At 61.6% G+C, this 18,946-nt stretch carries 15 protein-coding genes and 1 pseudogene; 11 read left to right on the forward strand and 5 right to left on the reverse strand.

Annotation, left to right across the window (positions count from 1 at the left end):
- Positions 1-3: 3 nt before the first annotated feature.
- The 5 genes from AC1D1N_RS27970 to AC1D1N_RS27990 all read left to right on the forward strand — a co-directional run bounded on the left by AC1D1N_RS27970 (position 4) and on the right by AC1D1N_RS27990 (position 5,500).
- Positions 4-2,682, forward strand: a complete 2,679-nt coding sequence (locus AC1D1N_RS27970; protein ID WP_477352384.1) for an OmpA family protein — start codon at positions 4-6, stop codon at positions 2,680-2,682.
- Between the two features lie 11 nt (positions 2,683-2,693).
- Positions 2,694-3,188: a Rab family GTPase gene (locus AC1D1N_RS27975; protein ID WP_112561831.1), complete on the forward strand. Its 495-nt coding sequence runs from the start codon at positions 2,694-2,696 to the stop codon at positions 3,186-3,188.
- A gap of 3 nt (positions 3,189-3,191) precedes the next feature.
- Positions 3,192-4,262, forward strand: coding sequence for an adenylate/guanylate cyclase domain-containing protein (locus AC1D1N_RS27980; RefSeq protein WP_477352386.1), 1,071 nt, complete (start codon positions 3,192-3,194; stop codon positions 4,260-4,262).
- 134 nt (positions 4,263-4,396) lie between these two features.
- Positions 4,397-4,987, forward strand: a complete 591-nt coding sequence (locus AC1D1N_RS27985) for an ankyrin repeat domain-containing protein (protein ID WP_477352388.1) — start codon at positions 4,397-4,399, stop codon at positions 4,985-4,987.
- Positions 4,988-4,999: 12 nt separating this feature from the next.
- Positions 5,000-5,500: a YHS domain-containing (seleno)protein gene (locus tag AC1D1N_RS27990; RefSeq protein ID WP_477352390.1), complete on the forward strand. Its 501-nt coding sequence runs from the start codon at positions 5,000-5,002 to the stop codon at positions 5,498-5,500.
- A 12-nt stretch (positions 5,501-5,512) separates the two neighbouring features.
- On the opposite strand, the gene AC1D1N_RS27995 is transcribed toward AC1D1N_RS27990, so the two are convergent.
- Together AC1D1N_RS27995 and AC1D1N_RS28000 are read right to left on the reverse strand one after the other, a co-directional pair.
- Entirely contained in the window at positions 5,513-7,702 is a 2,190-nt protein-coding gene (locus AC1D1N_RS27995) for an adenylate/guanylate cyclase domain-containing protein (RefSeq protein WP_477352391.1), read from the reverse strand.
- 104 nt (positions 7,703-7,806) lie between these two features.
- Positions 7,807-9,984, reverse strand: coding sequence for an adenylate/guanylate cyclase domain-containing protein (locus AC1D1N_RS28000; protein ID WP_477352393.1), 2,178 nt, complete (start codon positions 9,982-9,984; stop codon positions 7,807-7,809).
- 178 nt (positions 9,985-10,162) lie between these two features.
- Between AC1D1N_RS28000 and AC1D1N_RS28005 the strand changes: the two genes are divergently transcribed.
- From AC1D1N_RS28005 to AC1D1N_RS28020, 4 genes are all read left to right on the forward strand, one after another.
- Positions 10,163-10,858 carry a class I SAM-dependent methyltransferase gene (locus tag AC1D1N_RS28005; RefSeq protein WP_477352395.1) on the forward strand — a complete coding sequence of 232 codons (696 nt, stop codon included), beginning with the start codon at positions 10,163-10,165 and terminating at the stop codon, positions 10,856-10,858.
- A 476-nt stretch (positions 10,859-11,334) separates the two neighbouring features.
- Entirely contained in the window at positions 11,335-12,861 is a 1,527-nt protein-coding gene (locus AC1D1N_RS28010; protein WP_477352397.1) for a winged helix-turn-helix domain-containing tetratricopeptide repeat protein, read from the forward strand.
- A gap of 349 nt (positions 12,862-13,210) precedes the next feature.
- Positions 13,211-13,555 carry a hypothetical protein gene (locus tag AC1D1N_RS28015; RefSeq protein ID WP_477352398.1) on the forward strand — a complete coding sequence of 115 codons (345 nt, stop codon included), beginning with the start codon at positions 13,211-13,213 and terminating at the stop codon, positions 13,553-13,555.
- 652 nt (positions 13,556-14,207) lie between these two features.
- Positions 14,208-14,363, forward strand: a complete 156-nt coding sequence (locus AC1D1N_RS28020) for a DUF1127 domain-containing protein (RefSeq protein ID WP_352561095.1) — start codon at positions 14,208-14,210, stop codon at positions 14,361-14,363.
- Positions 14,364-14,464: 101 nt separating this feature from the next.
- On the opposite strand, the gene AC1D1N_RS28025 is transcribed toward AC1D1N_RS28020, so the two are convergent.
- Complete coding sequence (locus AC1D1N_RS28025; protein WP_477352400.1) at positions 14,465-14,857, reverse strand: sulfotransferase; 393 nt, start codon at positions 14,855-14,857, stop codon at positions 14,465-14,467.
- Positions 14,858-14,968: 111 nt separating this feature from the next.
- Here AC1D1N_RS28025 and AC1D1N_RS28030 point away from each other — a divergent pair, with 111 nt between their 5' ends.
- On the forward strand, positions 14,969-16,180 hold the full coding sequence (locus tag AC1D1N_RS28030; protein WP_477352418.1) for an aminotransferase-like domain-containing protein: 1,212 nt from the start codon (positions 14,969-14,971) through the stop codon (positions 16,178-16,180).
- A gap of 158 nt (positions 16,181-16,338) precedes the next feature.
- Here AC1D1N_RS28030 and yghU read toward each other — a convergent pair whose 3' ends face one another.
- On the reverse strand, positions 16,339-17,208 hold the full coding sequence (gene yghU, locus AC1D1N_RS28035; protein ID WP_477352402.1) for a glutathione-dependent disulfide-bond oxidoreductase: 870 nt from the start codon (positions 17,206-17,208) through the stop codon (positions 16,339-16,341).
- Between the two features lie 425 nt (positions 17,209-17,633).
- Between yghU and AC1D1N_RS28040 the strand changes: the two genes are divergently transcribed.
- Entirely contained in the window at positions 17,634-18,545 is a 912-nt protein-coding gene (locus AC1D1N_RS28040; protein ID WP_112566930.1) for a S1C family serine protease, read from the forward strand.
- A 291-nt stretch (positions 18,546-18,836) separates the two neighbouring features.
- Here the strand turns inward: AC1D1N_RS28040 and AC1D1N_RS28045 are convergent.
- Positions 18,837-18,946, reverse strand: a pseudogene (locus AC1D1N_RS28045) (IS5/IS1182 family transposase); the annotation flags it as partial.

An 18,946-nucleotide genomic window follows, 5' to 3' on the forward strand; every position in this document is an offset into this window, starting at 1 on the left:
ACCTTGACGTCAACCGTCGACCCAGTCAGCCTTCCGAAAAGAACAGCCTCGAACGATACAGAGATTGATCGCGAGGCTCTGGCTCGTCTTTTGATCGAAATTGCCCGGAACGTTGATCCGGACTACCGTGTGCGTTTCGAGGCAGTTCCAACCGCCGATCCTCGCATGGAAACGCTGCGCCAGTTGCTGGTCGGCCGCGAGATTTCGGAGCTTTCACGCGTTACGCAGCTGCTCGGCGAACCCGAGCAGCTTGCTGCAGCCGTTGGCGATGTTCTTCCCAATGCGGCCGCGCTGGCGTCTCATGCGCAACTCGGCGAGGCGCTTGCGCCGGCTGTCGAACGGGCTGTGCAACGGTCGATCCAGAGAAGCCCGCGCACGCTGACGGATATATTGTATCCGGTGTTTCTGCCGGCAATTCGCAAGTCGATCGGGGAAAAGATCGACCAAACCTTCCAGTCGCTGAATGAAACTCTAAGACATATATTTACCTGGCATGGCCTCAAGTGGAGATTTGAAGCTTGGAGAACAGGTGCAAGCTTCTCTCAAGTTGTTCTTAAGCACTCTCTTGTATATCGTATAGAGCATGCCTTTCTCATTCATCGCAATTCAGGTCTTCTGATAGCTCATGTAACGGCTGATAACGCAACGAGTGAAGATCCTCAGCTCATTTCTTCGATGCTGAGTGCAATTCAAGATTTTGTGAAGGACTCATTTAACGAGAAAGAGCAGAGCGGCCTGGACACAATCCGTTTTGGCGACCTTCGTCTCTGGTCGGAAGTTGGACCGTTTGCGACCCTGGTTTCGGTGATCCGGGGAAATCCGCCAGAGGAACTGCACGACATAGTTCGCGATGTATTGCTTCGCATCCATGAGGAATCCTCACAGGCTTTAGAGCAGTTTGACGGCGACGGTTCGCAGTTGGCTTCCGTAGAGGCGCAGCTGCAGACCTGCGTCGAGCTGAAGCAGGATGAATCGCACGAGGGATTTCCCTGGCTGGTGGCGGCCGTGGCCTTGCTGCTTTTGAGTCTGGCAGGCGGTTGGTACTTTCTTTCCTGGCAATCAGCGCAGCGCTGGCAAGCTTATGTATCGCGCTGGCAGGGTTACGTATCGCGACTGGAGGCCCAGCCGGGCATCATCGTTGCCGAACAACAGGTACGCGATGGCCAATTCTATATTGCCGGTCTGAGAGACCCGCTTGCCGCCGACCCGCAGTCGCTGTTGTCCGGAACTGAGGTCGATCCCGCCCAGGTTCATTCGCAGTGGCAATTCTATCAGAGCCTTGAGCCGGAGTTCGTGTTGAAGCGGCTGACGGCGTCGCTGGCTCCACCGGATTCAGTACGACTTTCGATCGTCAATGATCGCATCGTCGCCGAGGGTGAGGCTCCCGACACGTGGATCAACCGGGCGCGCGCAGCCGCCCAGCAGCTTTCGGCAGGCGGGCCGGTCTTCGATATTTCGGGGGTTCGTGACGTAAGCCCCGAGGTACGCGAGGCGGAGCGCTGGCAGGCCTATGTGTCGCGAGTGGAGACCCAGCCGGGCATCATCGTTGCAGAGCAAAAGATACGCGATGGCCAATTCTACATTGCCGGCCTGAGAGACCCGCTTGGCGCCGACCCGCAGTCGCTTTTGTCCGGAACGCAGGTCGATCCGACCCGTGTTCATTCGCAGTGGCAATTCTATGAGAGCCTTGAGCCGGAGTTCGTGTTGAAGCGGCTGACGGCGTCGTTGTATCCGCCCGATACAGTGCGACTTTCGATCGTCAATGGTCGCATCGTTGCCGAGGGTGAGGCTCCCGACACCTGGATTGATCGGGCGCGCGCAACGGCCCGACAGCTTTCGGCAGGCGGACCGGAATTCGACATCTCCAAGGTTCGTGATGTGAGCCCCGACGCACGCGCGGCGGAGCACTGGCAGTACTATGTGTCGCGGCTTGAGGCCCAACCGGGAATCATCGTCGCCCAACAAACGGCGAGGGGCGGACATTTCTACATTTCCGGCCTGAGAGACCCGCTCGCCGCCGACCCGCAAGCTCTGCTGTCTGGAACGGAAGTTGATCCCGCCCGCGTTCATTCACAGTGGCAATTCTATCAGAGCCTTGATCCGAAGTTCGTGGTGAAGCGGCTGACGGCGTCGCTGAGCCCGCCGAAATCGGTTCAGCTTTCGATCGTCCAGGGTCGCATCGTTGCCGTGGGGGAGGCTCCTGCCGGCTGGATCAGCCGGGCGCAGGCCGCCGCCGACCAGCTTTCGGCGGATGGAGTGATTCTGGATGTCTCGCAGCTGAGCGAGATGAACCTTGCAGAACTTAATTATTTGCGAGAGGCCATCCAGACGACCGATATCTTCTTCTCTTCCGGCAAAGTTGTGCCGGGACCGGAGCAGACGCCGGTCCTCGACCGATTGGCGGATCAAATAAAGGAATTCGCCGAAAAAGCCCGCAAGTCAGGCGTAACAGCGCGGTTCATGTTGACCGGCCATTCGGACACCACGGGCCGTGAGACGGCCAACGCTTCAATCAGCGCCGCCCGCGCCGAGACAGTTCGTGCGCTTCTCAACAAGCGCGGCGTCTCTCCGGAACTGCTGCTGGTTCGGGGCGCGGGCACCTTTGAGCCGCTGGTGCCTGAAGATAGTCAAGCTGGGAGCTCCACCAATCGCCGGGTTTCGATTACCGTAAACCTGGACTAGCGGAGCCCAAAATGTTGCAAAAAAAGATCTGTATGCTCGGCGGGTTCGCTGTCGGAAAGACGAGTCTGGTTCGCAGGTTTGTGCAAAGCATCTTTTCAGAAACCTACTTGACCACGGTGGGAGTGAAAATCGACAAGAAGAGTGTCGAGCTCCCGGGCAAAACCGTGGATCTGATTTTGTGGGATTTGGCTGGAGAAGACGATATCGGCTCATTCCGCGTCAGCTATGTCCGAGGTGCAACCGGGCTCGTGCTCGTTGTTGATGGAACCCGCGCCGCAACCCTTGCCGTGGCCCTCACGCTGCGCGAACGGGTCGAGGCCGAATTCGGCGCTATGCCGTTTATATTGCTGATCAACAAATCCGATCTGGCCGATCGGTGGGCAATATCGGATAGTGAGATTGACGAACTGAGGCAGCGTGGATGGCAAATCTATCTAACAAGTGCGCTCACAGGTGAGCATGTTGATGATGCGTTTCATCAACTTGCCTTGATGGTCACAAAATAGACCATGCATGGATTGCCAAAAGAGGTCGGAAATTGGATTTTCAACTTCTTCTACAATGGGCACGCTGTCGCATATGTAAAAATCGACGCCCAGCTTTGCGTAGCTGCCAAGGGCGGTAACGTTGAACATCACGGACTCTCATCGCTTCGCATCGGCGAGCCTGTTGCCGAGCAACTTGAATTCATGGAAGGGCTGCTGCCCTGCCCGGAGCTTCCGTTTCGCATTCCCATGGTCGAACTGCCCAGCGGGCGTGTCGCGGACCTTCATTTTTTTGCTGACGATGACTGCGTGTGGCTGGTCTTTCTTGACGCCTCGGCCGAACGCGCCAACAGGCAGCGGCTTCAGCAGAAGGCTTATGAAATGACGCTCCTGCAAGAGAGGGAGCGTCAACTCAACGAGAAACTGCAAGCGGCGAACGAGGCGTTGAGGAAGAGCCAGGAGGGATTGGCGCGTGAATACCAGCGCGCCGAAGCCTTGCTCCTCAACATTCTTCCGGCGTCGATCGCGGAGCGGCTGAAAGCGCACAAGAAAATTGCTGACAACCACGCAGAGGTGAGTGTGCTTTTTGCCGACATCGTCGGCTTTACGGAACGAGCGCGGACCGTCGGAGCCGTGACGACGCTCGCTATTTTGAATTACTTCTTCAAGGCGGCGGATCGGCTCTCTGAACGACATGGCTGCGAAAAGATCAAGACAATCGGCGATTGTGTGATGGTCGTCGCTGGCCTGCCCACCGCGCGATCCGATCATGCAAAAGCCCTCGCGCAGTATGCCGTTGAGCTGCGCAAGGCGGTTAAGCGCGAACGCTTCGCGGGAGAACCGATAAGGCTCAGGATTGGAATTCACTCCGGACCAATCGTCGCCGGCGTCATAGGCAAGAGGCGGTTCGCTTATGACCTGTGGGGTGAGACCGTTAATCTCGCCTCACGCATTCAAACGTCCGCGGAGCCCGATGAAATCCGTATTTCGGACGCAACTCATCAACTGCTCGGACCAAAGTTTGCTTGCGACCCACTCGAGGAAACGGAATTGCGTGGTGCAGGTCGTGTGCGAATGTGGCGGCTCCCGGCCTGATTGCCGCTTGGCAGTGCCGACCCTGGAGCGCATAGCATCTCAAGCCGGCCCGGCCGCGCCGTCCGCCAGCATCTGCCCCGATAAGCCCAACGCAGCTTGTATGATTCCAAGCTAATATATGCTATCCCTGCCTCATGCGCGGACTGCTGGCACTTGGAATGCTGGTATTGGCGGCTACAACTGCAGCCGCAGGTGAGCAATTGTTCGACTCCATCGCCGCCGGCGACAAGCGTGCCGTGGAGCAAGCCCTGGCAGGCGGTGCCGACGTCGACAGTCGGGCACGCGACCAGGCAACCCTCCTCATCGCTGCAGCGCTCGACAACCAGCCCGAAATCGCCGAATTCCTGCTGGGCAAGGGCGCCGACGTCATGGCGCGTAACTCGGGCGGCTTTACCCCGCTTCATGCGGCGGCCTTCTCGGGCAGCCTGCCGATCGCCAAGCTGCTGCTGGAGAAAGGCGCGGTGCTCGACGATGCCGCCAACAAGGCGGGCGCTACGCCGTTGTTGGTGGCCGGCGAGGAAAACCATCTTGAACTGGCCGAATTCCTTATCGCGAAAGGTGCCGATGTGAACCATCCCGAGGGTCATGGCTACATGCCGTCGACGCGCGCATTCTGGAAGGGCAACACGGATATCCTACGACTGTTCAAACGCCATGGCGCTACCTGCCAAGACAAAATCCTTGGCGAGGCGAACGCGGCGAAGTGCGCCGAGATCCACGATTAACGGAGGATGCAGATGAGCACGATGATCAAGTCACGATTGGTTCGGAATTTGGGGGCGGCCATGGTCGCGGTAGCTGCGGTCGCCGGCGCGGGATCGGCCCGGGCCGACGATTCGGTAAACACCGGCTATTTCGGCGGTGTGGCGATCATGGGCTACGACACGGTCGCTTACTTCACTGACGGCAAGGCCGTGAAGGGCTCCGAAGAATTCACTTATGAATGGCTGGGAACACCTTGGCATTTCGCCAGCAAGAAGCACCAGGAAATGTTCATGAGCGAACCGGTCAAGTACGCTCCTCAATATGGTGGCTACTGTGCTGGCGAAGTCGTGGGCGGTGGGGTCACGATCAATGTCGATCCGGAGGCATTCAAGATTATCGACGGCAAACTCTACCTGATCTACGACGTCGACAATGCGGACGATTTCGCCGCGCATGCGGCTGAAAACATACCGAAAGCCGACGCCAACTGGCCGCAGGTCGCGGCCAATTTGGAGCTCGACAAGTATCACTGAGACCAGGTTCGCCTACTGGACGACCGTGAAGTGAAACACCTTGCTTGTATTGGCATAGGAGTAGCCTTTGCCGGCGTCGTCATTGCGTCTGTAGACGGGACCGCAGTCGGGGCGCCCGAACAGGTTCTCGCTCTGCTCGCATAAGAGATCGCCATCGACGTAGACGGTTTCGGTGACCAGCCGCGTCGTCGTGCGGAAGGCCGCCTTACCGTCGCTCCCGATCTGAAGGAAGGCTGGTTGCAGACCGGGTTCGATCTGGCCTTGCAATGTATGGCCAATGACGAGGGACGCGATCTCAGCGCCCTTCAACTGGTCGTGCTCGTCCGGGGTAAAGCCGTAGCGCCATTGGGGTAGGCCTGCCTGGCGCAGTGCGTTGACGAGGATCGCCAGATCCTGCGGATTCCGGAAATGTGCATGAGTCATCTGCCACCCAGCCAAAGAGTCCACGTAGCTGGACCCTGCTACGAGGTGGAGCCCAGCTGCGATTTCGGCTTTCGCATCCGGTAGACGGCCGCCGCGGACATACGCCGCAGCGAGTGTAAACCGAAAGTTGCCAACCGTGGACGCATCGTCGCGGGTGCGTTCGAGAGTCTCGATCGCTTTATCGACATTCCCCTGAAGAAGAAAAACCAGCCCTGCAGTTTCCCTGTTGATGGGTGAAAGGTTGGGGTCGAGTCTGAGCGCTGTCTCGACCGCCGCGGCTGCCTCGGCATAATTCCCGGCGCATAACTGAATATATCCAAGGGCTGCTTGCGCCTCTGCATCGCCCGGACCGATTGAAACAGCCTTCTTGGCAGAGGCAATCGCATCTTCGTAGCGGCGATTCACGACCTGCATGATACCGAGAATGGCATAGGGCGATGAAAGGTCCGGTTCGAGTTCCAAAGCTCGGCTCGCCTTCTCATAGGCTCGCTTGCGCGCGGGCGCGCTCTGCATGATGTCGTTGACGGCCTCGCGCCAGATATAGACTGTCGTGCGCGCGTCGGCCGCAAAGGCTTCCGCGAAGGCTGGGTCGAGCCCTTCCGCCTTTTCATAGAGCGCAAGCGCCTTCCGCAGCCCGGCTAGCAGGACGTTGCGTGACGCCGTCTCGGCTTGGAGATAGTAGTCGTAGGCCTCGAGATTGTTCGTCGGCGGGCGTGCCATGCGCTCGCTTTCCGCTGCCGAAGGTTGCATGCCAAGCGCTTTGGCGATCTCTCCGCTCATCTCTTCCTGGACGGCAAACACGCCAGCCATGCCGCGGTCGAACCGGTTGGCCCACAGATTGTCGCCCGTTGCCGTATCGATGAGCTGGGCATTGAGGCGAATCTGCTCGCCGGTGCGGCGGACGCTGCCCTCGACAACGTAGCGGACGCCAAGGTCGCGCGCGACATCGGCCAGCGCTGCAGGCTTGTTCTTGTAGGTGAACACCGAGTTGCGCGCGATGACGTCCAGACCTGAAAGCTTGGTGAGGTCGGTGATCAAATCCTCGGTGATGCCGTCCACAAAATAGTCCTGGCTCGGATCACCCCCGAGGTTTGTAAACGGCAGCACGGCAACCGATGGTCGGTCGGCCAGGGAAGATGTCCCCGATTGCCACGCAAACAATCCTGCAAGGAGCACGACGAGCAGGACCGCGATTCCTGCCATCCCGATCGCCCGGGGGGATACCGGCCGGCGCACCGCCGCCTTGATTTTACCCGATGCTGCGGGATCCAGCAGCAGCCGATACGCGCGAACCGGATCGGCGATGTTCTTGAGGCGCTGCTCGCCAAGACTGGCAAAGCCGACATCAACCTTGTGCAGCGCGTGATCGAACGCCGTGCCCGAGATGCATACACCCCCCGGCTCGGCCATAGCCTCGAGGCGCGCGGCGATGTTGACGCCATCGCCGTAGATGTCATTTTCCTCGACAATGACGTCGCCGAGATTGACGCCGATGCGAAACCGGATCTGCCGGGCATCAGCGGTGCCATTGTTGCGATCGGCCATCCGGCGTTGAATCGCGGCAGCACACTGGACGGCATCGACGACGCTGGCGAACTCGACCAGCGCCCCGTCGCCCATAAGCTTGATAATGCGCCCGTGAAATTCCTTGATCGCGGGGTCGACCAGTTCGCGACGGCAACTTTTCAACCGCTCGAGTGTGCCGACCTCGTCCCCGCCCATGAGGCGGCTATAGCCAACCACATCGGCAGCAAGGATTGCGGTAAGCCGTCGCTCCATACCTGCCTGCGCCCTCCCGTCCGATCACGCGGCTTCGTCGCAGCCTATTCCAGTCCCGGGTCGGACGCGAGCGTAAGCAGCCGCTTTCACCGAGACGCGTGCATCTACTGAATCACCGTGAAGTGGAAGACCTTGCTTGAGTTGACGAAGGTGTAGCCGCCGCCTTCATCGTCACGGCGCCTATAGACGGGTCCGCAGTCGGGGCGCCCGAACATATTCTCGCTCAGCTCGCACAAGAGGTCGCCATCGACGCGGACGGTCTCGGTGACCAGCCGCGTAGTGGAGCGGAAGGCTGCCTTGCCGTCCCTCCCGACCTGGAGAAAGGCTTGTTGGAGACCTGGTTCAAGCTGGCCCTGCAGCGTATGGCCCAGCACCAGCGAGGCGATCTCCTCGCCCTTCAAGCGGTTGTGCTCGTCGCCGGTGAAGCCGAACGGCCATTCGGGCAAGCCCGCCTGCTGTAACGCGTCGATGATGAGAGCCAAATCCTGCGGGTTGCGGTATTGCGCACCGTTGACCCGGAATGCGGACAACGAATCGAACCCCGATTCCGACATGGCGCGCAGTCCCTCGACGACCGCCGCCCTGGCATCCTGCAGGCGGCCGGCGCGGGCGTAGGCGGCACCAAGCGTGATCGTGAAATCTCCGACTGATGGCGCTTCGTTGTGGATGCGTTCGAGCGCTTCGATCGCCTTGTCGTTGCTACCTTGAATGAGAAAGACCAGACCGGCAATTTGCCGGTTGATCGGTGAAAGGTTGGGATCGAGTCTGAGCGCGGTCTCGACCGCTGCCGCTGCCTCGGCATGATTGCCTGCGAACAGTTGCACGTATCCCAGAGCTATTTGCGTCTCTGCATCGCCGGGGCCGAGCGCAACGGCTCGCTCGGCCGAAGCGATGGCTTCCTCGTAGCGGCGATCCACGACCTGCATGATGCCAAGAATCGCATAAGGCGACGAAAGGCCTGGGTCGAGTTGCAGCGCGCGGCTTGCCTTCTCATAGGCGCGCTTGCGCGCCGGCGCGCTCTGCAGAATGTCGTGGAACGATTCGCGCCAGATAAAGACTGTTGTGCTTGCGTCAGCCGCGAAGGCTTCGGCAAAGGCGGGGTCAAGCTCCTCCGCCTTGTCGTAGAGCGCAAGCGCCTCCCGCAGCCCGTCGCGCCGGCCGGTCCGTGCTGTCTGCTCGGCCCGAAGATAGAAATCGTAGGCTTCGAGGTTTTCCGTCGGCGGGCGCGCCATGCGCTCGCTCTCCGCTGCCGAAGGTTGCATGCCGAGCGCCTTGGCGATCTCCCGGCTCATCTCGTCCTGGACACTGAACACTCCAGCCATGCCGCGGTCGAACCGGTTGGCCCACAGATTGTCGCCCGTTGCCGTATCGATAAGCTGGGCGTTGAGTCGGATCTGCTCGCCGGTGCGGCGGACGCTCCCCTCGACGACGTAGCGGACGCCAAGGTCGCGCGCGACGTCCGCCAGCGCTGCAGGCTTGTCCTTGTAGGCGAACACCGAGTTGCGCGCGATGACGTCCAGACCGGAAAGCTTGGTGAGGTCGGTGATCAGATCCTCGGTGATGCCGTCCGCGAAATAGTCCTGGCCAGGATCGCCGCCGAGGTTTGCAAACGGCAGCACTGCAACCGATGGCCGCGATGGCGCTGAGAACTTCTGCCATGCGAAAATGCCGGCAAGCACGACGAGTGCCAGAGCCGCGACACCCGCCAGGATCATGACGCGCGATCCCGGTCGGTGTGGCGCGGCCACGACCTTGCCCGATGCCGCGGGATCCAGCAGCAGCCGATAGGCGCGAACCGGATCGGCAATGTTCTTGAGGCGCTGCTCGCCAAGACTGGCAAAGCCGACATCAACCTTGTGCAGCGCGTGATCGAACGCCGTGCCCGAGATACATACACCCCCCGGCTCGGCCATCGACTCCAGTCGCGCGGCGATGTTGACGCCATCGCCGTAGATGTCATTTTCCTCGACGATGACGTCGCCAAGATTGACGCCGATGCGAAACCGGATCTGCCGGGCATCGGCGGTGCCTTTATTGCGATCGGCCATCCGGCGTTGGATCATGGCAGCGCACTGGACCGCATCGACAACGCTGGCGAACTCGACCAGCGCCCCATCGCCCATGAGCTTGATAATGCGCCCATGGAATTCCTTGATCGCAGGGTCGACCAGTTCGCGACGGCAACTTTTCAACCGCTCGAGCGTGCCGACCTCGTCCTCGCCCATGAGGCGGCTGTAGCCAACCACATCGGCAGCAAGGATTGCGGTAAGCCTTCGCTCCATGTGCGGGTGTCTTGCCCCCCTGGGTCAACGCTTCGCTGACGAACGTATTCTAGTACTACATTGATTGCGAGCGTGCCCGGCCCTGGGGCAGCGGTCAATGCAACCACCACCCCCTGGCCACTTACTTTACGTTCAGCTCCATCATGTAAGGCTTCGCAATCCCGGAGGCCTTACGCCAATGCTGGACAATTACGAGGTGGACCGGTTTGGCGTGATCCACCAGATCGACGTCACGCCGATCAAATACGACAAGCAATACATGTCCTATTACGAGGACCTGAGCGACCGCACCATCAAGCTCGGCTATCAGCGGCTTGGCTGGGTGCTGGGGATCACCGGTGAGATACCGCGGTCGGTGCTCGAGATCGGCTATGGCACCGGCACGTTTATCGAGGCGGCCAAGATTACCGGGGTTGCCGACTGTGCCGGCTGCGACATCACCCGGTTTCCGCTGCCCAAGGGCGTCCGCTTTGTCGATTGGGATGAGGCGCTCGCCGGGTCGTGGGATCTCGTGGCGATGTTCGACGTGCTCGAGCACATCCCTGACTTAAGTTTTCTCGCCCGCCTTCAGGCTCGCCATCTGGCCATCGCCGTTCCTTATTGTCGCTGGCGTGAACTCGGCGCCGATGGCGACGCGTGGTTCGAGACGTGGCGCATGCGTCTGCCCAACGAGCATTTGCACCATTTCGACCGGGACTCGCTGGTGGCGCTGCTGGCGCACCACGGCTTCGAATGCGTGACGCTGAATGGCTTCGAGGACGGCATCAGGCTGCGGCCGGGCGAGGCGGGTCCGAATATTCTGTCCGGCTTTTTCAGAAAGCCTCATCCGAAGATTCGCAGGCTCCGGAATAAGGGCTTATCCGACAGCGGCTGAATCGACACTTCAGCCCAGCAGGCCAAGTGTCTGACATCGTTGCACGCGTGTACTCTTGCGCGGCTCTTCGTGGCGCATCTCCCATCCTCTAACTTATTTGCATACAAATGTTTCTGGCGGGCATGCTATGTGAACCGCTTCACCGTTGCCGCGCCATAGATCGGTTTCAGAGGCCGTGCAAGAGCGGGCCCGAGGCAGCGTTCTGCTGGGTCGACCCGGGAAGCACCGAACCGCAAATGGCGGCTACCAGTAGCGTCGCGCAGCGATCGCGGAGCGACCGGACAAGATCGGGTGGCAGACATCGTTTATCCCTTCCTGCGCGGTCGTGCTTCGTTGCGACGACCCTCGTCCGAGTAACGGGCGAGTTCCGATCGTTTGCCTAAATTGCGCCGGCCAGAGCCCTGAAAGGATGGAGAGCCGTCGCCGACGTCCTAGTGTATGCTAGGCGACGGAATTCGTCACACGTGGGGATCGTCATGGTCGGTTCGCCAGCAACTGCCACCCTTGTCCTCAACGACAAGGTTGTCGTTGACCTGGAAGGCGAGACGCTCCGTCTTGGCAACGGCGACGCAATCGCCCTCAGGCCGCAGGCCTTTGCGGTCCTTCGCCACCTCGTCCAGAACGCGAACAGGCTGGTCAGCAAGGCCGAGCTGCTTGAAGCCGTCTGGGGAGGCGCCGCCGTTACCGACGACAGTCTCGTTCAATGCATCCACGAGATCCGGCGAGCGCTCGGCGACCAACGGCATGCGGTCTTGGCCACCGTCTCGCGGCGGGGCTACCGCCTGTCGCTGGAGGGTGGCGACGAGAGTGCGCTCGGCGGCCCTTCGATCGCCGTGCTGCCGTTCGCCACCATGAGCGGCGACGAGCCGCATGACTACTTCGCCGATGGCCTGGTCGAGGACATCATCACCAACCTCTCGAAGATCCCGGGCCTGTTCGTCATCGCACGCAATTCCTCCTTCGGCTTCAGGGGCGAGAAGGCCGATCCGCGCACAATCGCCGCTGAACTACGCGTTCGCTACCTGCTGCAGGGCAGCTTGCGGCAGTCCGGGGGGAGACTTAGGATGAATGCCCAGCTTGTCGACGGTGCAACGGCCACGCATGTCTGGGCCGACAGGTTCGAGGGCGCGGTAACGGACGTGTTCGAACTCCAGGATCGGTTGACCGAGCAGATCGTGGGCTCGATCGAACCGAGTGTCCGTCGTGCGGAGATCGAGCGCGCGCGCCGCAAGCGGCCCGAAAGTCTGGACGCGTACGATCTCTACCTTCGGGCCCTGCCGCACGCGCATGCGAACACGCCCGTCGAGACGGACAAGGCCCTGCAACTGCTGGCGCGCTCGATCGAGCTTCAGCCGGACTATGTCGCTGCGCATGGCTACGCCGCATGGTGTTACGAGCAGCGCTACCTCCGCAACGGTTTGGATCCCGCAGACAAGGCGGCCGCACTCAACCACGCCGACATTGCGTTAGGCATCAACAGCGACGACCCGCAGGCGATGAGCATCGGCGCGTTCGTCCGCGCGAACCTCACCCAGGACTACGACATGGCCCTCGAGGTGCTCGACCGGGCCCTCGCATTGAACCACAATTCGGCCTTGGCCTTTGGCTTCAGCGCTTTGGTCAGTGCCCACAGCGAGCGACACCAGCGGTCGGTGGAACATGCGCACAAGGCGCTGCGGCTGAGCCCGCTCGACGATCCGCTGAGCTACCATCCCTACTGCGCACTCGCCCTGACCCACCTCTTTGCCGAAGCCTTTGCCGACGCGGCGAGATACGCCGCTCTGGCGGTCCGGGCCAATCCCGGCTTCAGCATCCCGTACGCCTATCTCGCGGCCAGCCACGTCGGCCTTGGCAATGTCGAAGCCGCGCACTCTGCGGCACGGCGACTGATCGAGGTGGCGCCGAATTTTTCGGTCGGCGGCTACGTGCGAACTAACCTGTTTCGGCCCTACTTGATGGACGCGCTGGCAACAGCCTTGCGAACGGCAGGGCTTCCTGAATGAGGCAGCCAGCGCGGACCGAACAGCGCGCAGGTGCAGCGCTGTCACAAGCCGCCGGTCCTCTCCAGCCTCCTCGGTGGGTTATTATTGCAACGTGGGGTTGAGCGCAGCAAAGCGACGACTCGCATGACGCGCATCGGAAACGCTTTCCGAGAGAGGGAGGGAGCCTCTCCTTCGCTTGGGCTACGAGCGGGGCCTTTCAGTGCCATTTATTAACCTGAGTTCCGAGCCCTGCGAGGATGCCGATCGGGGAAATATCGCCCTTTGATCGGAGTCCTTTCGTTACATCCGGCAGGACTTCGCTCACACTTGCCGGCGGATTTGCCACCTGCTGTCCGCCGGAACACGACTGATGAATCGCGCTTGGTGTTTCTCAGCTACCCTAGCGATGCTGTCTTGCTGGAATGGCGCTGGCGCCCACGACACCGAATCGGGATGGACCTATCCACCCGCTTGCTGCCGAGGCGACCAAGAGAGAGGCGATTGCCAGGAAATTCCGAATACCAGTGTGAGCACCGGCCCTGATGGTTTCAGAGTGCTGCTCAATCCGGGCGACCATCACCTCGTCACAAGGCAACACTTTTTCCGAATTCCGTATGGCGACACCATTCCGTCCGGAGACAGCCATTTTCACATTTGCTTGCACCCAGCCGAAGATCACGCAAACTGCTTCTTTGCTCCTCCCGACGGATTTTGATTTGCGAGGCATCGGACGCATCCTATGGCGCCCGCGGAAGGCTCTCCTAAGGGGAATATGGACCTCCTCTAAGTCATGCAGTCGTTCGGAGATCCAACGCAGCATCGGGAAGACCACTGGCTAGGCCAGGGGGGATTTCGGCGTTCGCTACATGCTCGCCACGCTCGGACGCTTTTCTGATGTGGTTGTCTCGCGCCGGCCCGAAGTGCCGACTCGACCTACAGTTTGCGAGGTCGCAGGCCGAGCATTTCGCGGAGCCCGGAATGTCGGCCTGCTAACGTCTGCAGCCTAGAGGCTGCCGGTCCGCAGTCGGCCAAAATGCGACATTCAGTTCTTCCGTTCCGAGGTCCGCCCGCAGGCCGAAACTGATCCGGGAGGGCATGCTATCCATCGCGGCCGTTTGAGCCAGAGCGTGTTGACCATCGAACAGCAACCTTCACAGCCGCCCCAAGTGTCTGACATCGTCGCACGCGTGTACTCTTGCGCGGCCCTTCGTGGCGCATCTCCCATCGTCTAAACTGATTTGCATACAAATGTTTCTGGTGGGCATGCCTATGTGAACCGCTTCACCGTTGCCGTGCAATCGATCGGTTACAGAGGCCGTGCAAGAGCGGGCCCGAGGCAGCGCTCTGCTGCTGCATGGAGGTTACCGATGTTTGAAAGTCTCACCAGAATTCGCGCCGCCTTGGCGCGCGTCAGCAGGCACAGGAAGACCGTGAGGGCACTGAATGCGTTGCCGACGGAGATCCAGAAGGACATTGGCTGGACGGAGTCGAAGGCGATCGATGAGATACGGCTGCCGTTCTAGGCGGTCGCGGCGCCGAAATCGCACGCGCGAGGCGCGGCGACTGCTGAGGCAAGCCGGTCGCCCAACTCCCAAAGTGGAGGCAGGCATCTTGCTCTCCTTGCCTACCCCAGCCACCACCACAGCGCCGCCAACACAAGCACGATCGCCGCGACCGACAGCCCCAGCATGATGTAGCTGCCCTTGATGATGTCGCGGATGATCTTCTTGATACTTTCGCGGTCGTTGAGGTTAGGGAAGGGCTCGTTGGGCAGCGCGACGCCGAGGAAGGCGCAGAGCGGAGCCCAGCCGTCGCTGACGTTGAACACCAGGAGCTTCTCCGGCGGCACGGCCGCCTCCACCTCCTCGGTGTAGGCATTGTAGCGCGCCACTGCCTTGGCGCGGTCGTCCATCACGCCGGCCAGTGTGCGGCCCCAGATCTTCGGGCGCGCAACAATTTTCCACGTTGAGCGGTAAAAATGTGTTTGCTTTTGCGCCTGGGCCACGCGGAATGGCATTCTGGCTATTCCAGCAGGCGAGGGAGCCTGATAATAGGTCAGCTAGATTGACCTAAATTTGCATGGTCGGAACGATCATGCTCGACCAGATGCCGTATCCCGGGAGGTGGGCTGATGAGTTTGATGGACCTGTTGGCGTCGCGCGCCTCGCGCATGAAGGCGTCGGAAATCCGCGAGCTGCTGAAACTGCTCGACCAGCCCGACATCATCTCGTTTGCCGGCGGCATCCCCGATCCGGCTTTGTTTCCCTCGCAAGCCATCGCCGATGCCTATGCCTCGGTGCTCGGCGGCCCGGACGCGGGCACGGCACTGCAATACCAGGTCTCGGAAGGCTATCTGCCGCTGCGGCACTGGCTGGCCGGCCAGATGGGCAAGCTCGGCATCGCTTGCGATGAGCACAACATCTTCATCACCTCCGGCTCGCAGCAGGCGCTGGATTATCTCGGCAAGCTGTTCCTGTCGCCCGGCGACACCGCACTGGTGACGTGGCCGACCTATCTCGGCGCGCTGCAGGCCTTCAACGCCTATGAGCCGCGCTATGACCGGCTGACCCCGGATGGCGGCAACATGACGCCGGCGGCCTACCAGCAGGCGGCCGCTGCCGCTGGCGGCAAGGTGAAATTCGCCTATCTGGTGCCCGATTTCGCCAATCCGACCGGCGAGACGCTGAACCGCGCGCAGCGCGAGGCGGTGCTCGACCTCGCCGGCGAGCTCGACATCGCCGTCATCGAGGACGCCGCCTATCGCGCGCTGCGCTATGACGGCGAGGGCGAGCCGCCCATCCTGGCACTCGACTGCGAACGCTCCGGTGGTATCGACAATGCGCGCACGCTCTATTGCGGCTCGTTCTCAAAGATCCTGTCGCCGGGCATGCGCGTCGGCTGGGTCTGCGCGCCGCGCCGCGTGGTCGAGCGCTTGGTGCTGATGAAGCAAGCCTCGGACCTGCACAGCCCGTCGATCAACCAGCTGGTCATGCACCGCGTCTCCGAGGCCGTGTTCGACCGCCAGGTGGAAAAGCTGATCGGCGCCTACCGCGGTCGCCGCGATGCTCTGCTTGCCGCGCTCGAGGCTGAAATGCCCGAGGGTGTGAGCTGGAGCCGCCCCGAGGGCGGCATGTTCGTCTGGCTAACGCTGCCCGAGGGCTCGGATGCCACAGCGCTGCTCGCCCGCTCGGTCAAGGAAGCCCGCGTCGCCTTCGTGCCGGGCAATGCCTTCTATGCTGACGGTTCCGGCCGCAACACGATGCGGATGAGCTTTACGCTGGCGGATGAACGCGCAGTGGGCGAGGGCGTGCCGAGGTTGGCGCGGTTGATGAAGAGCTAATCTGCCCCCTCGAGGGGCAGATGGCCGGCAGGCCAGAGGGGGGTCGCTTCGCGTAGAGCGCCAACCTCCTTCTGCCGCAAGGAGGCCGAGCCCGGTCGAGCCGACCCCCTCTGTCGCCTTCGGCAACATCTCCCCCTCGAGGGGGGAGAGTGGCAGCCTCACTCCGCCGCCACCAATTTATCCTGCGTCTTGGTCTCGAAATCGCCGGCGTCGTGGCGTTCGTGCAGCTGCATGGCCGGATCGCCGAAGGCGCGGTTGACCATGCGGCCGCGCTGCACCGTCGGGCGGGCGTCGATCGCCTTGGCCCAGCGCTGCACGTGCTCATAGTCCTGCACCGACAGGAACTCGGCGGAATCATTGTACATGCGGCCGAGCGCCAGCCCGCCATACCAGGGCCACACCGCCATGTCGGCGATCGAATAGCCGGCGCCGCCGAGATACTCGGTCTCCGCCAGCCGGCGGTCGAGCACGTCGAGCTGGCGCTTGGTCTCCATGGCGAAGCGGTCGATGGCGTATTCGAATTTCTCCGGCGCGTAGGCATAGAAATGGCCGAAGCCGCCGCCGAGATAGGGTGCCGAACCCATCTGCCAGAACAGCCAGGACAAGGTTTCCGCGCGCGCCGGCTGTTCGGTCGGCAGGAATTCACCGAATTTTTCCGCGAGATAAAGCAGGATCGAACCGGATTCGAAGACGCGGACCGGCGTCTTGCCGCCGCGGTCGAGCAGCGCCGGGATCTTGGAATTGGGATTGACGTCGACGAACCCCGAGCCGAACTGGTCGCCATCGTTGATCTTGATCAGCCAGGCGTCGTATTCGGCGCCCTTGTGGCCGAGCGCCAGAAGCTCCTCCAGCATGACGGTCACCTTGACGCCGTTCGGCGTCGCCAGCGAGTAGAGCTGCAGCGGATGCTTGCCCACCGGCAGCACCTTGTCATGCGTCGGGCCGGCAATCGGCCGGTTGATGCTGGCGAACGTGCCGCCATTGGCTTTCTTCCAGCTCCAGACTTTCGGCGGGGTGTATTCGGTCATGCGAGGAATTCCTTGGGTTTGGCGGGGGCGGAAACGACTTGCGCAACGGCGCGAGACTGATGGCGGAAAGTCGGCGAAAGGTAGATGCTGCAAAAGATAGGTGCAAATTAGAAAGGTTCAACTTGTGTTGAACTATTATCAATATCCGCGCCGCCCTCATCGCCCTGCCGGGCACTTCTCCCCGTATAGTGACGGGGAGAAGGACGCTTTCGCCTACTGATTTCGCCAATCACCAGCGTTGGCTGGAAGGGCGCCGAAGTTGCGGCCATCTCCCTTCTCCCCGTCACTATACGGGGAGAAGGTGCCGGCAGGCGGATGAGGGGCAGCGCCAGCCTCTGAAATGATTGCCTTGTTGCCTAAGCCCTTGCGTCTCGTGCAGCGCGGCATACCTATAGAGGGTAATCCCCGCCCGCCAGGATGAGAGCATGCCCATAGATCCCCTGTCCCCGCTCTTGCGTTCCGTCGTCGCCGTGCGCGCCACGGTTCCCGACGACGCCTTTACGGCGAACGCCCTGGGCACGCGCCGGGAAGGCAGTGGCGTCGTTATCCGCGCTGACGGGCTCGTGCTCACCATCGGCTATCTCATCACCGAGGCGGAAGAGGTCTGGCTGACCGATCAGGACGGCCGCGTGGTGCCGGCGCATGCGCTGGCCTATGACCAGGAGACCGGCTTCGGCCTGGTGCAGGCGCTGGCGCCGCTCGGCCTGCCGGCGGTGGCCTTGGGTGATGCCGAGAAAGCCAAGGTCGGCGACCCCGTGGTGTTTGCCGACGGCACCGGCCGCTCGGTCAAGGCGCACATCGTCACCAAGCAGGAATTCGCCGGCTATTGGGAATATCTGCTTGACGAGGCGATCTTCATCGCGCCGGCGCACCCGTCCTGGGGCGGCGCGGCGCTGATCGGCCAGGACGGCAGCCTGCTCGGCATCGGCTCGCTGCTCCTGCAGATGAGCCGCAATGGCGAGGTCGCCGACATCAACATGGTCGTGCCGATCAACCTTCTGACGCCGATCCTCGACGACCTGTTGACACGCGGCCAGGTGGCGAAGCCGCCACGGCCGTGGCTCGGCGCCTTCTCGGCGGAGTCGAACGGCGCCGTGATTGTGATGAGTGTGGCCGAAGGCGGCCCCGCCGCCAAGGCCGGCCTGCGACAGGGCGACATCATCTCCGACGTGCGCGACGGCGAGGTCGACGGTCTCGCCGATTTCTACCGCAAGCTATGGCAGAACCCCGCCGGCTCCGAGATCCCGCTCAGGGTGGTGCGAGACGGCCGCGAAACCTGGCTCAGGGTAAAATCCGCCGACCGCAACAGCTTTTTGAAGAAGCCGCATCTGCAGTGAAAGCTCCCCCTTCCTTCCCCCCTTGTGGGGGAAGGTGGATTGCCGCGAAGCGGCAAGACGGATGAGGGGTGTTCCAGCGGAGTGAGACGTTGGCGTTCCCTGGAACACCCCTCATCCGTCTCGGCGCTAAAGCGCCGATCCACCTTCTCCCACAGGGGACCTGTTGCGCAGTTTGAGGTGCGCGACGGCGGGATGGGAATGCAGCCGGTCGTCACTTGCGCTTGGGGATTGAGGCCTAGTTTTGGGGTTTGAGGTGGCGGTTCGGCCGGTACGGCCGAGCTGCAGGCGCACCTATCCCGTGATGGCCGCCCATCGGCGCATGTTGAAGGCGATGGCCGCCATCGTCACCTGAGCGGTAGCCTTGGCCAGTCCGATGTAGCGGATCGTGGTCAGCTTCATGC

The organism is Mesorhizobium sp. P2_B5 (genome assembly GCF_056404775.1).

What these genes read in the sequence shown, in the direction of transcription:
- AC1D1N_RS28020 (WP_352561095.1), top strand. Translation starts at nt 14,208, where the DNA reads ATGTTTGAAAGTCTCACCAGAATTCGCGCCGCCTTGGCGCGCGTCAGC.
- yghU (WP_477352402.1), bottom strand. Translation starts at nt 17,208, where the DNA reads ATGACCGAATACACCCCGCCGAAAGTCTGGAGCTGGAAGAAAGCCAAT.
- AC1D1N_RS28015 (WP_477352398.1), top strand. Translation starts at nt 13,211, where the DNA reads ATGAATCGCGCTTGGTGTTTCTCAGCTACCCTAGCGATGCTGTCTTGC.
- AC1D1N_RS28040 (WP_112566930.1), top strand. Translation starts at nt 17,634, where the DNA reads ATGCCCATAGATCCCCTGTCCCCGCTCTTGCGTTCCGTCGTCGCCGTG.
- AC1D1N_RS27985 (WP_477352388.1), top strand. Translation starts at nt 4,397, where the DNA reads ATGCGCGGACTGCTGGCACTTGGAATGCTGGTATTGGCGGCTACAACT.
- AC1D1N_RS27980 (WP_477352386.1), top strand. Translation starts at nt 3,192, where the DNA reads ATGCATGGATTGCCAAAAGAGGTCGGAAATTGGATTTTCAACTTCTTC.
- AC1D1N_RS27990 (WP_477352390.1), top strand. Translation starts at nt 5,000, where the DNA reads ATGAGCACGATGATCAAGTCACGATTGGTTCGGAATTTGGGGGCGGCC.
- AC1D1N_RS28005 (WP_477352395.1), top strand. Translation starts at nt 10,163, where the DNA reads ATGCTGGACAATTACGAGGTGGACCGGTTTGGCGTGATCCACCAGATC.
- AC1D1N_RS27975 (WP_112561831.1), top strand. Translation starts at nt 2,694, where the DNA reads ATGTTGCAAAAAAAGATCTGTATGCTCGGCGGGTTCGCTGTCGGAAAG.
- AC1D1N_RS28025 (WP_477352400.1), bottom strand. Translation starts at nt 14,857, where the DNA reads ATGCCATTCCGCGTGGCCCAGGCGCAAAAGCAAACACATTTTTACCGC.
- AC1D1N_RS27995 (WP_477352391.1), bottom strand. Translation starts at nt 7,702, where the DNA reads ATGGAGCGACGGCTTACCGCAATCCTTGCTGCCGATGTGGTTGGCTAT.
- AC1D1N_RS28000 (WP_477352393.1), bottom strand. Translation starts at nt 9,984, where the DNA reads ATGGAGCGAAGGCTTACCGCAATCCTTGCTGCCGATGTGGTTGGCTAC.
- AC1D1N_RS28010 (WP_477352397.1), top strand. Translation starts at nt 11,335, where the DNA reads ATGGTCGGTTCGCCAGCAACTGCCACCCTTGTCCTCAACGACAAGGTT.